Source organism: Snodgrassella sp. M0110 (assembly GCF_016101465.1).
Lineage (GTDB): Bacteria > Pseudomonadota > Gammaproteobacteria > Burkholderiales > Neisseriaceae > Snodgrassella > Snodgrassella alvi.
In genome coordinates, this window is record NZ_JACFQM010000001.1 from 464,761 (window position 1) to 482,629 (window position 17,869).

Genomic DNA, 17,869 nt, shown 5'->3' on the forward strand with positions numbered 1-17,869 from the left:
CAAATAATGAAACTGGCTGATTAGTTAATAATCAGCCAGTTTCATTGTTCAGATACTAATTACTTTAATACAGCAACCATTGCATTGGCTACGTATTCTATATTACTGCTATTTAATCCAGCCATACACATACGACCATTTTCAACCATATACACACCAAATTCGCTTTTCAGACGTTCAACCTGCTGCGGATTCAGACCAGTGAAGCTGAACATACCACGTTGTTTTACAAAATAGCTGAAATCGCGCTCTGGGAATTTTGCCTGTAAGACTTCATGCAAACGGCTGCGCATAGCGCGAATACGATCGCGCATCATATAGACTTCTTGTTTCCATTGCTTGAATAACTGATTATTGTTCATTACACGGTCAACGACATGACCGCCGTGAGCAGGAGGGCTTGAATATAAACGGCGTACAGTAAATTTAAGCTGACTTTGTACAAGACGGGCTTCTTCAGCTGTCGGGCAGACAATACTCAGACCACCCACTCGCTCGCCGTACATTGAAAGATTTTTAGAGAAAGAGTTGCTGATATAAACACATAAACCTAAATCAACAGCTTTACGAATAGCATAGGTATCGGTTTTTATATCGTCACCAAAGCCTTGATATGCTATATCCATAAAAGGAATAAGTTGTTTTTGTTTGATAATCTCAAGTAGCTCATCCCATTGCTGTTGGCTTGGGTCTACACCGGTAGGATTATGGCAGCACGGATGTAACAAAATAATATTGCCTGCATCCAGTTGCTGAAGGAATTGGTTTAATTCTGTAAATTTAATGCCAATTGTTTCAGGATCATAGTAGGGGTATTTTAGTACCTCTATACCTGCACCCTCAAAAATACTGATGTGGTTACCCCAGGTAGGATTGCTGACATAAACTTTTGCCTGAGGAAACCAACGGTGAATAAATTCAGCACCGACGCGCAGGGCACCAGAACCACCAAGGCTGGCAATGGTAGCAACTCGTGCACTTTTAATAGCTTCATGTTCACTGCCAAGTAATAATTTCTGACAGGCCTGGCGATAACCGGGCAGTCCGTCCATAGGCAGGTAATCATGTGGTAAATTTTCTTTAACCAGTTGCGATTCTACGGTGCTAACGCATTCCAGCACTGGGACATGGCCGGTATCATCACAATAAACGCCAACACCCAAATTTACTTTCTGATTACGTGAATCTTGTTTGTATTGATCCATCAGACCCAGAATGGGATCGCCCGGATAGTATTCGACATTCTGAAACATCTCAGTTCCTTAGAAGACAGCAATATTATTTAACAGAAAAAAGAATTGCCGCAATGCAATCAGGTTGATTGTACCTTAAATGTCTTTACTTTTTATTAATTCTTGATGTTATTTTTTTACAAAAATCAAATCCCACACACCGTGTCCCAGACGTTTTCCGCGTGCTTCAAATTTAGTTTCCGGCCGGTAGGCCGGAGTAGCAGCAAAATCTTCAGCAGTATTTTGTAATTCAGGGAAGCCGGATAGCACTTCAAGCATCTGATCGGCATATTCCTGCCAGTCGGTAGCCAAATGGATATAGCCGTTTGGTTTCAGTTTGGGAAGTAATTGGGCAATAAAAGGTATCTGAATCAGACGTCGTTTATTATGGCGTTTTTTATGCCATGGATCAGGAAAGAAAATATGAATCCCATGCAAACTATTATCATGGAGCATGTAATTGACGACTTCCACCGCATCGTGGCGCATCACCCGTATATTCTGAATATTTTGTTCCTGAATCAGTTTTAGCAGATTACCTACGCCCGGACCGTGTACATCAATAGCCAGAAAATCACACTCAGGCAGGTTTTGGGCAATTGCAGCTGTTGCTACTCCCATCCCAAAGCCAATTTCCAGAATTTTTGGTGAAGGACGATTGAAGATGATATCTAAATCAATTTGATTTTGGTTAAAATCAATACCAAACAGTGGCCATTGAGTATCAATGGCACGCTGCTGGGCAGCTGTCATATGGCCTTGACGAAGAACAAAACTGCGGATGCTGCGCTTATGATCGTGATTATTTTCCGCCTGGAGATCGGATTGATTAGTCATACTTTATCTTGTGTTTAATGTAAAAGTCGATGATAGAGTTAGGCGCAGATTCTAACATGCTTCACAAGATATAGGGTTTCAGAGTTGTGGCTAGTGTTTCGGTTACAATATCATCAGCTATCATTGCCTGCCCAAGTTGTTTGAGTGCAACAAAACGTAATTTTCCATCAATTACTTTTTTATCATGGCTCATATGTCCAAGCCATGCCTTAAGTGACATCGCCGGAGGGAGAACGGGTAGCTTGGCCTGATTTAATAATGCAATAACACGCTCCGTATCTTTTTTGTTCAAATAACCCAGTTGCTCAGATAAACGGCAGGCAAGTACTGTACCGGCAGCCACAGCTTCTCCATGCAGCCAATTACCATAACCCATTTCTGCTTCGATGGCATGGCCGAATGTATGTCCCAGATTTAAATAAGCACGGATACCGGCTTCTTTTTCATCGGCACCCACAATTTCAGCTTTCATCTGACAGCAACGATAAACGGCTTCAGCTAGTATTGATGGATTCTGTGCCATTAATGCGGTGATGTTATTTTCCAGCCATTGAAGAAATTCGATATCACCTAATACGGCATACTTGATTACTTCTGCTAAACCGGCAGAAAACTCACGTGCTGGTAATGTTTGCAAACTGTTTAAGTCAATAAATACGGCTTGGGGCTGATAAAACGCTCCAATCATATTTTTTCCTAAAGGATGATTGATTGCTGTTTTACCGCCAACAGATGAATCTACCTGACTGAGCAGTGTTGTAGGAATCTGGATAAAAGGTGCGCCGCGCTGATAGGTCGCAGCGGCAAAACCAACCATATCCCCAATTACACCTCCTCCTAAAGCCAATAAAGTGGTTTGGCGTTCTGCACGGTTTTGCATCAAACCATCATAAATTAAATTGAGAGTTTCCCAATTTTTATACCGTTCTCCGTCTGGCAGAATAATACTGAAATAATCATAACCTGCCTGATTCATGATTTGCTGCCACTGAGGTAGATACAATTCAGCAACGGTTACATTGGTAACAATGGCAATCTTATGATTTAAATAAGGAGCAAGAATATTTTGTGCGGATTTCAGCAGATCACTGCCAATAAATATCGGGTACTGGTGTGAAGCAGTTGCAACAGAAAGGGTATACATGATGGGTTATAAAAGAGAGAGTTGTTGAGAGGGGTATCGTAATAATCGAATTAATCGATTAATCGTCTTGGAGCTATAAGGACTGTCTACATCTATTATGGTATGGGCTGTTGCACGATAGATAGGATCACGTACGGTATATAGTTCTTGCAATTTTGCCAGAGGATCAGAAACTTGAAGTAGTGGTCGGTTTTTGTCGTGCTGAATTCTACTTAACAGTATTTCTGGTTGTGCATGTAGATAAACAACGTGGCCATTTTGTTGCAGTTTAAGTCGGTTTTCGATTTGTAAAATAGTACCGCCACCAGTGGCAATAACAATATTTTTTTGCTGCACTAGCTCGCTGATAATGGCCGCTTCCCGAAACCGAAAACCGGCTTCTCCTTCAACTTCAAAAATAGTGGGAATAGATACGCCAGTACGTTCACATATTACTTGATCGCTATCATAAAAATCGCGATGTAATTTTGTTGCCAGTTGTTTACCAAGAGTAGTTTTACCTGCTCCCATCAAACCGATCAGAATCAGATTGCCAGCTATATTATCCATGTCTGTTATTGTAACTGAGAGCTTCAGATTATGCATTATTAACCTGCCAATAGATAGTTGACGAAGTTTATTTAATTATATGTCTCAATGATTTTTATTGTTGAAAAATTAAAGGAGAATAATCTAAACTATGAAATAAATTAAAGATAAAAATTAATTTCGATATTTTTCTTGAATACACTAATTTAAAAAATTAATATTTATGAAAATTATATAGATTTTCTTCTAGTAAAAAAGCCAGTCTGGTTTACAGACTGGCTAATTATTTTCAAATTAATGCTCTTACATTAATACTGTAAAGGGGTACTGCTGGACTCAACAATTCGTGGCGTTATGAAAACCAGTAATTCATTACGTTGCTGAGTATTCTTTCTCTTTTTAAACAGATTACCAATGCCCGGAATGTCACCTAATAAAGGTACTTTATCAGTAGTGTTTTCAATATTCTCATTATAAATACCACCAATAATTAATGTACCGCCATTTTCAATCATGGTCTGGGTATCAACATTTCTTTTTTGCATACAAATATCACCGGTATTAAGTATTCCAGGAGCTACGCTTGTACACGCAATTGGTCGATCATTTTGTACGTTTAATGTCATAATGATATTACCATCAGGTGTAATTTGTGGTGTAACTTTTAAGCCTAGCACTGCATCTTTAAAGCTGGTTGATGTTGCTCCGCTTGAACTGGCTTCCTGATAGGGAACTTCATATCCGGATTCAATTTTGGCTTCCCGACGATCCTGAGTTAACACTCGTGGTGAGGAAATAATTTTAGTTTTACCTTGTGTTTGTGATGCTGAAAGCTCAAGCATTAATGCTCCGGAAGCAAAATTATGTACCCATGAAACTATTGATGTAGCATTTGCTACTCCAAGATTTACATTAGGTGAGTCAAACTTTGCTGAATTTTCGATTACACCTGTTTGTTTGTCATTCTTCCATTGTGAATCAGTAAGATGACCACCAATTGTATTATGACCTGTAATTCTATTATATCCGAATCTTGTTCCTAACTCACGGGCAAAGCTATCTGTAGTTTCGACTATTCGCGCTTCAATTAATACTTGTTGAGAAGGAACATCAACTTGTGCTACCAATTTTTCAAATTTTTTAATTACACTGGCAATATCAGTAATAATTAAAGTATTAGTAACCGGATCGAATAATGCGCTGCCGCGAGAGCTTAAAATGCTATTCTCTGGATTAGTACTTTTTCCGCTCTCATCAATATTTAGAATTTTACTGAAATCTTTTACAGCACGATATTTCAGTTGAAAGGTTTGAGATAGTAACGGACCTAAATCATCTATTTTTTTCTGCTGCTCAAGAGTTGAGGCATCTCGTGCCATTAATTCTTCACGAGGAGCAACATTAATCACATTACCACTACGACGTATATCCAGATTACGGGCTACTAAAACTAGGTCTAAAGCCTGATCCCAGGGAACATCTTTTACTGACAGGGTCATTTTACCTTGGACAGAATCGCTGGCAACAATATTCATGCCGGATTCTTTTGCCAGAATTTGCAAAATTGTACGGACCTCAATATCTTGAAAATCCAGAGAAACACGTTTGCCTTTAAATGCTTTATTAGTATTTTTCAATCCTTCAGTATCTATCTCAGTTTTACGTATTACTTTTAAAATCAGATTACCGCCGCTTTTTGACTGATTAAGATCCCACTGTCCCTGCATCTGGATATTAATTTCAGTATCATTACCAACCCTGCGTAACCGAATTATACGTACAGGCGTATTGAAATCTGTTACATCAAGATTACGCTGCTGTTCAGCTAATAATGGTACATTTTTATAAGTTAAGGTTAGATTGGCTAGGTTACGTTTAATTTCAGGCTGACCTTTATTAGCAAGCCCTTTAATTACTACGATACCATCGCCATTTTTACCCTTTTGAAAATCAACATTCACTGTAGCAGCAGTATTGTATGTTTTGTCATTTGAGTTGGCTACTGACTGACTATCAATAACTTCTTCAGTAATATTATTAGTAACAGGATAGGGCGGATTGTATACAGGAGTAGAATCAACAGATGGTGTCTGTTTAGTTTTTACTTTACTTCTTGGGGAAGCGGGTTCTTGTACATATATCCATACTTCATTGCCTTTAATGGTGGCATTATACTGACCTGCTTTTGCCAGCGATAACATCACACGAGTACGATCGGCTGTCTGACCTGCTTCAATCTGCTGAAGGACAGAATCATCAAATTTTAATAAATTCTGAGGCAGGGCTAATCCTGTATTTGCAAAATCCAGAGCAATCCGTGCCGGATTTTCTGTAGTAAATCCTCGTGGTAGTGCAGGATCCTGATCAAACTGGATTTTGATCAGACGTTGTTGATTCTGCAGTGTACCGACATTAATGGCTGTAATATTGCCCGCCAGTATGCTCTGACTCAGTAAACCCAGACCCAGAGTGGATAAAATAGATATGGTTTTAATTTTCATATTGGTACCTTCTTAATTTTAAAATGGGTTACTTTTTCAGTTCTGGCTAGATGTATTTGTAGAAGCGTTATCTGCTGCCTGTAAAGGTAAGCTGGCACGTCTGTTAATCCATTTACCGGATGAAGAATCTTCGACTTGCTCCGCAATAACAATTTCATCAGGGGTGATAGATGTAATGCGTCCATAATTTTCACCCAGATAATTTCCAAGATTAACAGTGTATACATGATCATTGACAGATATAAACGCAGAAGGAGCTTTACCTGCTGCCTGTATCAAACCAACATAATGTAATTCATTCAATGGAAAATTTTCCAGAATTTGTTTAGGACGATTCAAATCCGGAGCGTTATCGCCTTGTAGTCCGGCTCTTAAACGTGCTGGTTCAAAAATATTCATTTGTGGCGGCGCAGGTGGTGTATAAGTCGGCTGAATATTAACCTGAGCTTCTTGAGTCTGTATAGGAGTTGATTTGGCCTGCTGTCTGGTATTGCGCATCCATTCCTGTAAATCTTCATTTTCTGCCGAACATGCAGCTAGTGTAAGCATACAAAGGCAAAGTAGATATTTATTCATAATTAATCCGTTGCTTATTTATCTTAAAGTATCGCGATTACAGAGATGTTAAGCTATTTTTTATCCTTGCTATTATCGTTCTGTGCTTTGATTTCTGCATTGCTTAAAGCTTTATATGTATTGGCAACTGCATTTAAAGTAAGTGTGTTATCTTTTTCATTACGTTTTAATACAATTGAATTTAAGGTCACAATTCGTGATAATTTTCCTACATCCCTTACAAAATGGCTAATTTGGTTGTAATTGCCTGACAGTGTAATCTGATAAGGTAAAGTTTGGATAACTTGCTGTGCCTCTTTAGAATCACCGGTTTTATCGGAGCTTGTATTTGTAGCCGCGGCAGGTGAAACGCTATCCATGTTTAATCCGTTTCTGGTTGCACATTCATGCAATTCCTGAATCAGATTAGGGATTTCAGCTTGTGTAGGCAACTGTTTTAATAGTAAATTAAATGAACCATTTATTTTATTGAGCTCAGCTTGCAGCTGATCTAAATGGGCTGCCTTTTTACTTTTATCAGCATAAGTCTGTTTTAGCTCTTCTTCTTGCTGTTGCAACTCAGTAACTCGCTGATTTACACCACTGTATACCAAGAAATAAGCCAATACCAGTATAACAACAACAATCCCGCCTGCAATACCTAATTGTACAGGTTTGCTCTGTTGTGGTAAGGAGTTTAAATCTATTGTTTTTAAATCAATATTTTTTGCCATATTCAGTTTCTCCTTCAATTTGATGCCGCTGATGCTTCAGAGTCGCTCTGACTATTTTGTGCTTCTGTTGCTTGATTTTGCTCAGCATTTATTGAGTTTGCACTATTGTGCTGATCAAACTCACTCTTGTCACCTTGATCGGAGAGACTATTCAAGCTTATACGGATGCTAAACTCTTGTGCATTATTAACACGTTTAATATTCATTAATTCTGGAGTACTGAATAACTTACCCGGAAGCGCACTCATAAATGCTGCTGTTTTAGCATCACTGAATGCTCTGCCATTAATTATATAGGTATTGGCGTTTTGGGCCTCAATACTGGTGATATACAAACCCATAGGAGCAACAGTGTTTAATGTGTCCAGTATTCTTGCCGCTTCAAAACGCTTATTGGACAGTTCTTCAACTTTTTCCTGCCGGGCCAGAAAGTTTTTGCGCTCGGCTTCAAGCTGACCAATTTTCTTAATGTCTTTGTCCAGTAAACTGATACCGTCTGTTAATACTTGATTACGTCTTTCCTGACTGCTTAACCGGCCTTCAAATGTCAGATAGCCAAGAGTGGCCAGACCTAAACCAATTATTACTGCACCGATAAGTAAAGTTTGAAACTCTTTCTTTTGTTTGGCCTGCAATTCTTCACGATAAGGCAACAGGTTAATTTTTAGTAATGGTAACATCTTATAATCCTCTTACGGCCAGACCAAAGGCAACAGTTAATAAGCTACTATCCTGCAGTAATTTTGCTTTTTCAATACGATCACCAGGCTGAGCTAACAGGATAGGATTAATTTGTTGTGCCGGTATACGGGTTTGCTGGTTAATACTGTCAGTAAAGCCATTGGCATTATTATTGCTATAGCCAAAAATCAGGATTTCCTCAATTTCATTTTCCTGGCTGGCTGATGTAAAGTAAAACTGTAAAACTCTTTGAATTTCCTGAATAAATTGTTGCTGGAAAGGATGGGCTACTAATTCAAGGTAATTTTCAGGTTTGGACGGATTATAAAGCATGTCCCATGCTTCTTCTTCAGTTAACTGATAGTTGCGTCTTAAAGACTGCATTAAATGATCATAACCAAGGTTAATTTCTTGTTTATAAAGTAATTTACCGTGGCGCATGATAATTGCTTGTGTTTCGCTGTAATCAATATTGAAGACAGCAACACATTTATTAGCCAGTTCCGGTTGTCTGATATTGATCCAGGTGATGGCACTATTCATTATTGCCAGTAAATCTACATCCATCTGTGTAGGTACAATTCCAGCTTCAGTATAAACATCCATCAAAGTATTGACATCGTCCCGTTTGCTATTGACTAACAACAGATTTTCATCACCGAGATCATCTGTATCAACACTCTGATAGTCATAACTCACATCATCAAGTGAGTCATATTGACCTAATTCAGCCATTATCTGTTCTTCTTCGGTATACTCTGTATCCGGACTTCTGTCGAGAAATTGAACTGAGGCCTGTTTTTGCGAAATAGCTACCGTAATGTTACGACAATTGCTTTGCAATTTTTGTTTTGCTTGTTGCAAATAAGCTACAAGTTCTTCATGGTCTTCGATGTTGCCATTACCAATAATATTTTTTGGCAGAGGGACAACAACGTATTTTTCGAGACGAAATTGATTTAAACTGCGTGCATTTAATAGCACCATGTTAATGCTTTTATCAGTAATACTGATACCAAGACACTGTCTCGAGGATGTTGTGGCCACCTTCTTATTCTTTGAATTTATATTAAAATTACTCAGTTTCATGAAAGGGCTTTCTGTCTGTTTATCAAACGGGTCATGTCGGATGTTAAAAGTAGTTGTTATGTATTGCTAACAAAATTTAGAACAAAGTTTACTTTATTTTGGATATATTTCGCAGCCTTTAAATGAAAATTAGTTGATTATGATTAGAAAATTCTTACTTTCTGCTGTAGGTTTGTTTGCCGGACTGGCACTATTTGCTGTCGGTTTGCTGGCAGTGGCGATTATGGTTACCTATCCGAAACTGCCTTCGTTGGAGGCGGTAACACATTATCAACCCAAATTGCCGCTGACAATTTATTCGGCAGATAATAAGCTGCTGGGGCAGTTTGGAGAGGAAAAGCGTGCTTTTACACGAATCAATGACTTTCCTCAGGTGTTGAAAGATGCGGTGGTCGCTGCTGAAGACAAACGTTTTTATGACCATGGCGGAGTCGATTTTATTGGTGTTGCCCGAGCTCTGATTACAAATCTGACCGGTGGTGTGCAATCCGGAGCCAGTACGATTACTCAGCAGGTAGCACGTAATTTTTATCTGACTAATGAGCGTACCTATACGCGTAAATTCAATGAAGCGCTTCTTGCATATAAAATCGAACAGAAATTGAGTAAAGATCAGATTCTTGAGCTTTATTTTAATCAGATTTACCTGGGACAGCGGGCTTACGGGTTTGCAGCTGCTTCTCTTGTTTATTTTAATAAGCCGGTACAAAAACTAGACTTGGCTGAAGTAACGATTTTGGCAGGTTTACCTAAGGCTCCTTCAACCTTTAATCCTGTTGTAAATCCGCAACGGGCTAAAATGCGTCAGCGTTATATTCTCAATAATATGGTGGAAATGGGCAAAATAACGCCTGCTCAGGCTGATGCCGCTTTTGCAGAACCATTAAATTATGTTCATTATCAGCAGCCTATCGATCAGAATGCACTCTATGTTGCAGAAATGGTTCGTCAGCAAATGTATGAAAAATATGGTGATGCAGCCTATACTCAGGGATTTCGCGTTTATACAACAGTTAATTCGCAAGATCAGGCTGTAGCAACAGAAGCTTTGCGTAAAACGCTGAATAATTTTGATAGAGGCGCAGCTTACCGGGGGGCAGAAGGTTTTTTTGACCTGAGTAAAATCCCGGAAGATATGCGTGATGAGCAAATAGAACAGTACTTGGCAAATCGTTCTGCTGTAGACGGTATGTTACCGGCTGTGGTGACTGAACTTAGTACAAATTCAATTGTGGTGTACATTGGCGGTGTAGGAGAGAGCAGGATCGGTGGTAGTAGTTACAACTGGATTAAACGAACCATTAATAATCCAAAATTAGAAGATGCTGCTATCCGAGTAGGTTCTGTTGTGCATGTACGGGGTGATGGTAAAGAGTATCGTGTTGTACAGCAGCCTGAGCTACAAGGAGCGATTGTTGCTCTGGATGCACAAACAGGAGCAGTAAAAGCTTTGGTTGGTGGTTATGATTTTTATCGCCGCAGTTTTAATCGTGCTACTCAGGCCAAGCGTCAGCCCGGTTCATCTTTTAAACCTTTTATTTATTCAGCAGCTATTGCTAAAGGCTTTACGCCGGCATCATTGGTAAATGATGCTCCGATTGTTTTACCAGGAATGGGTTCTGGTGGTCGCGCCTGGACACCTAAGAATTCAGACGGACGTTATGCCGGGTTTATTACATTGCGTCAGGCTTTAACTGCGTCCAAAAATATGGTTTCAATTCGCATACTGATGGCAATGGGCGTTGACTATGCCAGACAGTATGTTCAGCATTTTGGTTTTCGTCTGGAGCAGATTCCGAACAGTTTATCCATGGCTCTTGGCAGTGGTGAGGTAACGCCAATGCAGATGGCTGAAGGATATGCTATTTTTGCTAATGGCGGTTTTAAAGTTTCCAATTATGTCATTGACCGGATTTATGATAGTCGCGGTAATCTGCGTGCGCGGATGCAGCCGTTAGTCGCTAAGGTCAATGCACCACAGGCTATTGATCCACGAAACGCATTTATTCTGTATCATATGATGATGGATGTGGTGAACCATGGTACAGCTTACAGTGCACATGCATTGGGACGCAGTGATATTGCAGGCAAAACAGGTACAACAAATGATAATAAAGATGCATGGTTCGTAGGTTTTAATCCGAACATCGTCAGTGCAGTTTATATCGGTTATGACCGGCCTCGAAGTATGGGGCGTTCTGCTTTCGGTGGTACTATTGCTGTACCGGTATGGCTGGAATACATGCGACATGCATTAAAAGGAAAAACTGTCGTTAATACACCTGTTCCCGCAGGTATTATTCAGAAATCCGGTGAATACTTTCTGAAAGAACATCAGACAACTAATCCTGATTTGCCATTAGACAATCGTGCAGATGGTCCGGTAACAGCTAAAACAAGCAGTAATAATAATGGCGGAGGTGCAGATGATGGAGGTGAAATACCAGTTGTACCTCAATCTGGCGATAATGGTCAGCTAGATTCATTATTTTAAATTTCAATATTAATACAATTATATTCCCCACTAAAATGGACAATCTGGATGATTGTCCATTTTTATTGGGTTTTAAAATATAGATGTATTAAATCATTAATATTTAATTAATTAATAATGCCGGAAAATTTTAAGGTTTAAAATCAGAATACTGAAAAAGTAATCAAGTAAAAAAACAAAATGATTAAAATATCAATAAAATCAATAGTCTATTTTAGTAATTCATATTATTTAGTATATCAATATAACATTGAGTTACAATGATTATACAAATTATCACAATTTTATAAGTAATTTTAAAATAGCTTCTGAGGTTGAAAAGAAAGGAATTATATATGAGCGAGCAACAATTACAGAAAGAGCAGTCAAGTGAAATTGATACAAAGGATAAAGAAGCCACGCTGACAGTTTTTGAGAAAAGTGTATTGGACTCCCAGGGAAAAAGGCATACAGATGAAGATTCATCTACAGCTCCTTTGCCATCAAACTATCCTTATCGCACCCGGATGCGGCGTGCAGCTTATGAACGTGAAAAAGCAAAATTGCAAATAGAATTACTGAAAGTGCAAAACTGGGTTAAGGAATCAGGCCAGAAAATTGTATCTTTATTTGAAGGAAGAGATGCTGCAGGTAAAGGGGGAACGATTAAACGTTTTATGGAGCATCTTAATCCTCGTGGTGCACGAGTTGTAGCACTTGAAAAACCTACAGAAACTGAAAAAGGGCAATGGTATTTTCAGCGTTATATTGAGCGTTTGCCTACTAGTGGTGAAATGGTTTTTTTTGATCGTTCCTGGTATAACCGTGCCGGAGTGGAGCGTGTAATGGGATTTTGTCAGCCTCATGAGTATTTGCAGTTTATGCGCCAGACACCGGAATTGGAGCGTATGCTGGTAAATAGTGGCATATATTTGTTTAAATTCTGGTTTTCTGTATCCAGAGAAGAGCAGCTCCGTCGTTTTATTTCACGGCGCGATGACCCGTTAAAGCATTGGAAGCTTTCTCCGGTTGATATTCAGTCCTTGGATCGCTGGGATGATTATACTGAAGCTAAAAATGATATGTTTTTCCATACTCATACCGGCGATGCTCCATGGACAGTGATTAAGTCTGACGATAAAAAACGTGCGCGCTTGAATTGTATTCGTCATTTTCTTACTGAGCTGGATTATCCCGGTAAGGATATCAATGCAATAGGTGCTGTAGATGATTTAATTGTCCTAAAGCCACAAACTCAGTTTAAAGATTCAACCGATACGCATATTGATTAAATCTATAGCTGGATAACTATTTTAGATGTGATGAAATTAACATATCATATGGATTTTAATGGGTATGCAAGGGTTGTTTTACTTGGGTAAATGTGTCTTATGTGATTTTATATAAGAATACGAATGATTTTTTGTATTATTTTTAGGAAAGTAAACTCACGTGGAATTAACCAAGTATATTACTGATATCGCTAAAGCAGCCAAGGATGCATGCTTTTCTCTTAATACAGCATCTACTGTACAGAAAAATCAGGTATTGTCCTTTATTGCAAAGGGCTTGTCTGTTGAGCGAGATGCAATTCTTGCTGCCAATGAAATGGATATGAGTTTGGCACGGCAGCAGGGAGTGGATTCTGCTTTACTGGATCGGCTGCAACTTACACAAAGCAGAATTGCAGCAATGATTGATGGTGTACATCAGGTTGCCGCATTAGCGGATCCTGTGGGTGAAATGGATGAGTTTCGTGTACTGCCTAATGGCATTACGCTCGGTAAAATGCGTGTGCCATTAGGCGTAATAGGTATGATTTATGAATCCCGTCCGAATGTGACCCTGGACGCAGCCATATTATGCCTGAAAGCAGGTAACAGTTGTGTGTTACGAGGTGGTAGTGAAGCAATCAATACCAATAAAGCAATTGCTTCGGTTATTTCGTCATCATTAAAACAGGCTAGTTTACCGGAAACGGCCGTTAATCTGCTGACTAATACTGATCGTGCCGGTGTAGATATACTGGTGAGTTTATCTGAATATATTGATGTAATTATTCCGCGGGGCGGTAAAGGTCTGGTGCGGCGGGTAAATGAAAAAACGCGGATACCGGTTATCAAGCATCTGGATGGTATATGTCATGTATATATTGATGCATCAGCTGAGGCAGAAATGGCGATTAATATCGCTATCAATGCTAAAACTTCACGTTACGGAACGTGCAATACTATGGAAACTTTGCTGATTCATGCTAGTCGTGCAACAGAATTATTACCTTTACTTCAAGAAAAATATGCAGAAAAAGGTGTTGAATTACGTGGATGTGAACGTACTCAGAAAATTTTGAATGATAATATTATTCCAGCCTCAGAAGTCGATTGGTCAACAGAGTATCTGGCTCCTATTCTTTCAATTAAAGTGGTGAATGATATCAACGAAGCTATCAGTCATATTAATTACTACGGTAGCCATCATACTGATAGTATTGTCACAAATGACTTATCTAATGCACAATTATTCTTACGTACGGTAGACTCATCTAGTGTAATGGTTAATGCATCAACTCGTTTTGCAGATGGATATGAATATGGTTTGGGGGCTGAAATTGGAATATCGACTGATAAAATGCATGTTCGAGGCCCGGTTGGTTTATATGGATTAACCAGCCAGAAATGGATTGCTTTGGGACAAGGACAAGTACGTCTTTAAATTTTAGGTCATAATATTATTTAAGCATATATTGGTTAATTGTCATATGATTATTTGTTATGCTTTTAATGCTAGATTTCAATAAATTTTTTAAATAATTGATTTACGAAATTTATGAATAAAATATCAGTTTTTTATTAGATAAAAATTAAATATAACTATTATATATGTCACTGATATTATTGTACTAATGAAATTTTACAGAAATTAAAAGGGTATAATGTGAAACGCATTGTATTGTTTATTGCTACTAATCTGGCAGTCATTATTGTTATCAATATTGTTCTGAATATTTTCTGTACACTCTTGGGTATTAATATTCATAGTGATAGCTATGGTATTCTGTTGTTACTCGCTGCTGTTGTTGGTTTTACCGGTTCTTTTGTTTCTTTGCTAATGTCTAAAACACTGGCACTCAATTCTGTTAATGGTCAAGTCATTGGTCAGCCTCAAACAGCAGAAGAAGCCTGGCTGTTAAATACTGTTGCCAGTCTGGCCAGTCAGTGGAATATTGCCATGCCGGAAGTGGCTATTTATATTTCACCCGAGCCTAATGCTTTTGCTACCGGAGCTACACGCAATAGTTCGCTGGTAGCAGTAAGTACTGGTTTGCTGCATGGTATGACACAGGATGAAGTAGAAGCGGTACTGGCTCATGAAATAGCTCATATTGGCAATGGTGATATGGTAACGATGACCTTGTTACAAGGAGTGGTTAATACTTTTGTTTTTTTCTGGGCTCATCGAATTGCTGAGATTGTAGCCAGAAAAGATAATGGTGAGGTATCTCATGGTACTTATTATCTGGTAAGCATGATTTTACAGACAGTATTCGGTTCTCTGGCAAGTTTGATAGTTATGTGGTTTAGCCGTCAGCGTGAATACCGTGCAGATGAAGGAGCGGCTCGTCTGGTAGGTGCGCCTAAAATGATAGCGGCCCTGCAAAGATTAAAATATGAAACTAGCCATTTACCTGCAGGTATGCTGGCTTTCGGAATTGCCAGTGAAACTGCTGATGCGATTTTCAGTACTCATCCAACACTGGATAACAGGATTAATCGCTTACGTCAGATGTGATATTAATATGATAGAAGTAAATTCTATCTATTTAAATCTGGCAAATCTGAATTTTAATCAAAACTGTTTTTTTTAAACTCCAGATTTATTCAAGGATTGTGCTCGTATCTATTTTATTGAAAAGAATTTCAAATTTGATTATTTAGCGGCAAAACATACTGGTATATTTTGATTAAATATCATACATATTTGAATTTATTATTATCTAAGTGGTAATCTTGTATTGTTTATAAAAATTTAGTTGTTTTGTGGCTATATTTTAATTCATCAGACTTTAATTCATGATTGCTGTAACAATATACAATTTTACAAACTAAATTATGTTTTTATAATAAATAGAGAGAAAAATGCACAACTACTTAACCCCGAATTTTACTTTTGCACCTATCTTGCCGGATCATGCACAGGGCAGCCGGGTGTGGGATGATAATGGTCAGGAATATATAGATTTAGCCGGCGGTATTGCTGTTAATGCACTGGGGCATTGCCATCCTGCCTTAATTCAGGCACTGACTGCCCAGGCACACAAGCTTTGGCATATTTCTAATATTTATACAACACAGCCGGCACAGGATTTGGCAAAAAGACTCGTTGAAAATACCTTTGCTGAGCAAGTATTTTTTTGTAATTCCGGAGCAGAAGCCAATGAGGCTGCATTCAAGCTGGCTCGCAAGTATGCACGAGATCATTTTGCCGGAGCTCAAAAACATGAAATTATAGCTTGTGTAAACGGATTTCATGGACGTACTTTGTTTACGGTATCAGTAGGCGGGCAACCTAAATATAGCAATGATTTTGCACCTTTACCTACCGGAATTAAACATATTCCGTTTAATGATTCCTCAGCCATTGTGGCAGCTGTTAACGATAAAACCTGTGCAGTTGTCATTGAACCTATTCAGGGGGAAAGCGGAGTATTACCGGCAACTGAAGAATTTTTGCAGGCAGCCAGAGAGGCTTGTGACCGGCATCAGGCTTTACTGATTTTTGATGAAGTACAAACAGGTATGGGGCGAACAGGAAAACTGTTTGCCCATCAATATTATGATGTTCAGCCAGATATAGTTTCTAGCGCCAAAGCTTTGGGTTGTGGTATTCCTATTGGTGCAATGCTGACCACAGCTCAGATAGGAAACAGCTTTACACCGGGCAGCCATGGCAGTACTTTTGGTGGTAATCCGTTGGCCTGTGCCGTCGGCTGTGCTGCATTTGATATTATTAATACACCGGAAACAATGCAGAATGTGCTTCAGCAAGGGAAAAAATTACAGGCAGGTTTGCAGGAACTTGCTGAATCAACTGGCGTATTTTCTCAGGTAAGGGGTCAGGGATTACTACTTGGCTGTGTTATGTCTGAGGCATATTCCGGAAAGGCTGCTCAGTTAATGCAATTGGCTTTACAACATGGTTTGCTGGTTTTGGTTGCCGGTAATAATGTCTTGCGTCTGGCTCCGAGTTTGTTATTGAGTGATACTGATTTACAGGCAGGATTACAACGACTGAAAGCAGCGATTACGGCTTTTATACATATCTGATGATGGAATTTATGCCCAACTCAAACAGACAGCATATTGTTGTATTAACCGGATCCGGTATTAGTGCTGAAAGCGGTTTACAGACTTTTCGTAATCAGGGAGGTTTGTGGGAGGGTGAACGTGTAGAGGATGTGGCAACACCGGAGGCATTTAAGCGTCAGCCATTATATGTGCTTAATTTTTATAATCACCTAAGACGTCAACTGCTAAAAACCGAACCCAATTCTGCTCATGTTGCTCTGAAACGTCTGGAAGATGGTTATGATGTAGATATAATTACTCAAAATGTAGATGATTTGCATGAGCGAGCAGGAAGTACTCATGTTTTACATTTACATGGTGAGTTATTAAAAGCCAGAAGCTGTGTTGATGAAAATTATATTGTGGATTGCCTGGGGGATCAGAACGTAACAGATGTTGATGTTAATGGTTTTCCGATGAGGCCGCATATTGTCTGGTTTGGTGAGGCGGTGCCTATGATTGAACAGGCTATACAAGTAATGCGTTCAGCTGATATTGCAATTATCATTGGCACTTCATTGCAGGTTTATCCGGCCGCTGGTCTAATCCAGTATATACCACCGAACGCTGAAATTTACCTTGTTGATCCCCAGCCGATTGATGGCTTGCAAAATGTACAGATTATTCGCGCCCCGGCTCAGGCTGGTGTATCTAGTCTTGTTAATGAATTACTGCAACGTCCTGAAGCACATTCTTTATCCTGCTGATACGGGTGGTATATCAAAATCAAATTTTAGTTAGTGCTAAAAT

The 17,869-nt window shown here is 39.0% G+C and carries 15 protein-coding genes; 6 read left to right on the plus strand and 9 right to left on the minus strand.

What is annotated here, in order from left to right:
- Nucleotides 1–59 precede the first annotated feature (59 nt).
- The 9 genes from H3T84_RS02065 to pilM all read right to left on the minus strand — a co-directional run bounded on the left by H3T84_RS02065 (nucleotide 60) and on the right by pilM (nucleotide 9,259).
- The gene (locus H3T84_RS02065; protein WP_198217536.1) at nucleotides 60–1,253 is read right to left on the minus strand and encodes an amino acid aminotransferase; all 1,194 of its coding nucleotides are present in this window, start codon (nucleotides 1,251–1,253) and stop codon (nucleotides 60–62) included.
- Between the two features lie 108 nt (nucleotides 1,254–1,361).
- Nucleotides 1,362–2,069 carry a tRNA (guanosine(46)-N7)-methyltransferase TrmB gene (gene trmB / locus H3T84_RS02070; RefSeq protein ID WP_084550893.1) on the minus strand — a complete coding sequence of 236 codons (708 nt, stop codon included), beginning with the start codon at nucleotides 2,067–2,069 and terminating at the stop codon, nucleotides 1,362–1,364.
- A 61-nt stretch (nucleotides 2,070–2,130) separates the two neighbouring features.
- Nucleotides 2,131–3,213: a 3-dehydroquinate synthase gene (aroB, locus tag H3T84_RS02075; RefSeq protein ID WP_084550895.1), complete on the minus strand. Its 1,083-nt coding sequence runs from the start codon at nucleotides 3,211–3,213 to the stop codon at nucleotides 2,131–2,133.
- A gap of 6 nt (nucleotides 3,214–3,219) precedes the next feature.
- The gene (locus tag H3T84_RS02080; RefSeq protein ID WP_232346079.1) at nucleotides 3,220–3,798 is read right to left on the minus strand and encodes a shikimate kinase; all 579 of its coding nucleotides are present in this window, start codon (nucleotides 3,796–3,798) and stop codon (nucleotides 3,220–3,222) included.
- A 251-nt stretch (nucleotides 3,799–4,049) separates the two neighbouring features.
- Nucleotides 4,050–6,242 carry a type IV pilus secretin family protein gene (gene pilQ, locus H3T84_RS02085; protein WP_198217538.1) on the minus strand — a complete coding sequence of 731 codons (2,193 nt, stop codon included), beginning with the start codon at nucleotides 6,240–6,242 and terminating at the stop codon, nucleotides 4,050–4,052.
- Nucleotides 6,243–6,278: 36 nt separating this feature from the next.
- Nucleotides 6,279–6,818, minus strand: a complete 540-nt coding sequence (locus H3T84_RS02090; RefSeq protein ID WP_198217539.1) for a pilus assembly protein PilP — start codon at nucleotides 6,816–6,818, stop codon at nucleotides 6,279–6,281.
- A 53-nt stretch (nucleotides 6,819–6,871) separates the two neighbouring features.
- Entirely contained in the window at nucleotides 6,872–7,531 is a 660-nt protein-coding gene (locus H3T84_RS02095) for a type 4a pilus biogenesis protein PilO (protein ID WP_198217547.1), read from the minus strand.
- 14 nt (nucleotides 7,532–7,545) lie between these two features.
- Nucleotides 7,546–8,211, minus strand: coding sequence for a PilN domain-containing protein (locus tag H3T84_RS02100; protein ID WP_198217549.1), 666 nt, complete (start codon nucleotides 8,209–8,211; stop codon nucleotides 7,546–7,548).
- Nucleotide 8,212: 1 nt separating this feature from the next.
- Nucleotides 8,213–9,259 carry a type IV pilus biogenesis protein PilM gene (pilM, locus tag H3T84_RS02105; protein WP_198217551.1) on the minus strand — a complete coding sequence of 349 codons (1,047 nt, stop codon included), beginning with the start codon at nucleotides 9,257–9,259 and terminating at the stop codon, nucleotides 8,213–8,215.
- A 181-nt stretch (nucleotides 9,260–9,440) separates the two neighbouring features.
- On the opposite strand from pilM, the gene H3T84_RS02110 reads away from it, so the two are divergent.
- From H3T84_RS02110 to H3T84_RS02135, 6 genes are all read left to right on the plus strand, one after another.
- Nucleotides 9,441–11,795: a penicillin-binding protein 1A gene (locus H3T84_RS02110; protein WP_198217553.1), complete on the plus strand. Its 2,355-nt coding sequence runs from the start codon at nucleotides 9,441–9,443 to the stop codon at nucleotides 11,793–11,795.
- A gap of 335 nt (nucleotides 11,796–12,130) precedes the next feature.
- Complete coding sequence (gene ppk2, locus H3T84_RS02115) at nucleotides 12,131–13,066, plus strand: polyphosphate kinase 2 (RefSeq protein ID WP_174833718.1); 936 nt, start codon at nucleotides 12,131–12,133, stop codon at nucleotides 13,064–13,066.
- Between the two features lie 160 nt (nucleotides 13,067–13,226).
- Entirely contained in the window at nucleotides 13,227–14,486 is a 1,260-nt protein-coding gene (locus tag H3T84_RS02120) for a glutamate-5-semialdehyde dehydrogenase (RefSeq protein WP_303831601.1), read from the plus strand.
- Nucleotides 14,487–14,708: 222 nt separating this feature from the next.
- Nucleotides 14,709–15,563: a protease HtpX gene (gene htpX / locus H3T84_RS02125; RefSeq protein WP_198217555.1), complete on the plus strand. Its 855-nt coding sequence runs from the start codon at nucleotides 14,709–14,711 to the stop codon at nucleotides 15,561–15,563.
- Between the two features lie 347 nt (nucleotides 15,564–15,910).
- Nucleotides 15,911–17,098 carry an acetylornithine/succinyldiaminopimelate transaminase gene (locus H3T84_RS02130; protein WP_198217558.1) on the plus strand — a complete coding sequence of 396 codons (1,188 nt, stop codon included), beginning with the start codon at nucleotides 15,911–15,913 and terminating at the stop codon, nucleotides 17,096–17,098.
- Between the two features lie 11 nt (nucleotides 17,099–17,109).
- Nucleotides 17,110–17,826: an NAD-dependent deacylase gene (locus tag H3T84_RS02135; RefSeq protein WP_198217560.1), complete on the plus strand. Its 717-nt coding sequence runs from the start codon at nucleotides 17,110–17,112 to the stop codon at nucleotides 17,824–17,826.
- Nucleotides 17,827–17,869: the final 43 nt, after the last annotated feature.

What these genes read in the sequence shown, in the direction of transcription:
- H3T84_RS02065 (WP_198217536.1), bottom strand. Translation starts at nt 1,253, where the DNA reads ATGTTTCAGAATGTCGAATACTATCCGGGCGATCCCATTCTGGGTCTG.
- trmB (WP_084550893.1), bottom strand. Translation starts at nt 2,069, where the DNA reads ATGACTAATCAATCCGATCTCCAGGCGGAAAATAATCACGATCATAAG.
- aroB (WP_084550895.1), bottom strand. Translation starts at nt 3,213, where the DNA reads ATGTATACCCTTTCTGTTGCAACTGCTTCACACCAGTACCCGATATTT.
- H3T84_RS02080 (WP_232346079.1), bottom strand. Translation starts at nt 3,798, where the DNA reads ATGCATAATCTGAAGCTCTCAGTTACAATAACAGACATGGATAATATA.
- pilQ (WP_198217538.1), bottom strand. Translation starts at nt 6,242, where the DNA reads ATGAAAATTAAAACCATATCTATTTTATCCACTCTGGGTCTGGGTTTA.
- H3T84_RS02090 (WP_198217539.1), bottom strand. Translation starts at nt 6,818, where the DNA reads ATGAATAAATATCTACTTTGCCTTTGTATGCTTACACTAGCTGCATGT.
- H3T84_RS02095 (WP_198217547.1), bottom strand. Translation starts at nt 7,531, where the DNA reads ATGGCAAAAAATATTGATTTAAAAACAATAGATTTAAACTCCTTACCA.
- H3T84_RS02100 (WP_198217549.1), bottom strand. Translation starts at nt 8,211, where the DNA reads ATGTTACCATTACTAAAAATTAACCTGTTGCCTTATCGTGAAGAATTG.
- H3T84_RS02110 (WP_198217553.1), top strand. Translation starts at nt 9,441, where the DNA reads ATGATTAGAAAATTCTTACTTTCTGCTGTAGGTTTGTTTGCCGGACTG.
- ppk2 (WP_174833718.1), top strand. Translation starts at nt 12,131, where the DNA reads ATGAGCGAGCAACAATTACAGAAAGAGCAGTCAAGTGAAATTGATACA.
- H3T84_RS02130 (WP_198217558.1), top strand. Translation starts at nt 15,911, where the DNA reads ATGCACAACTACTTAACCCCGAATTTTACTTTTGCACCTATCTTGCCG.
- H3T84_RS02135 (WP_198217560.1), top strand. Translation starts at nt 17,110, where the DNA reads ATGCCCAACTCAAACAGACAGCATATTGTTGTATTAACCGGATCCGGT.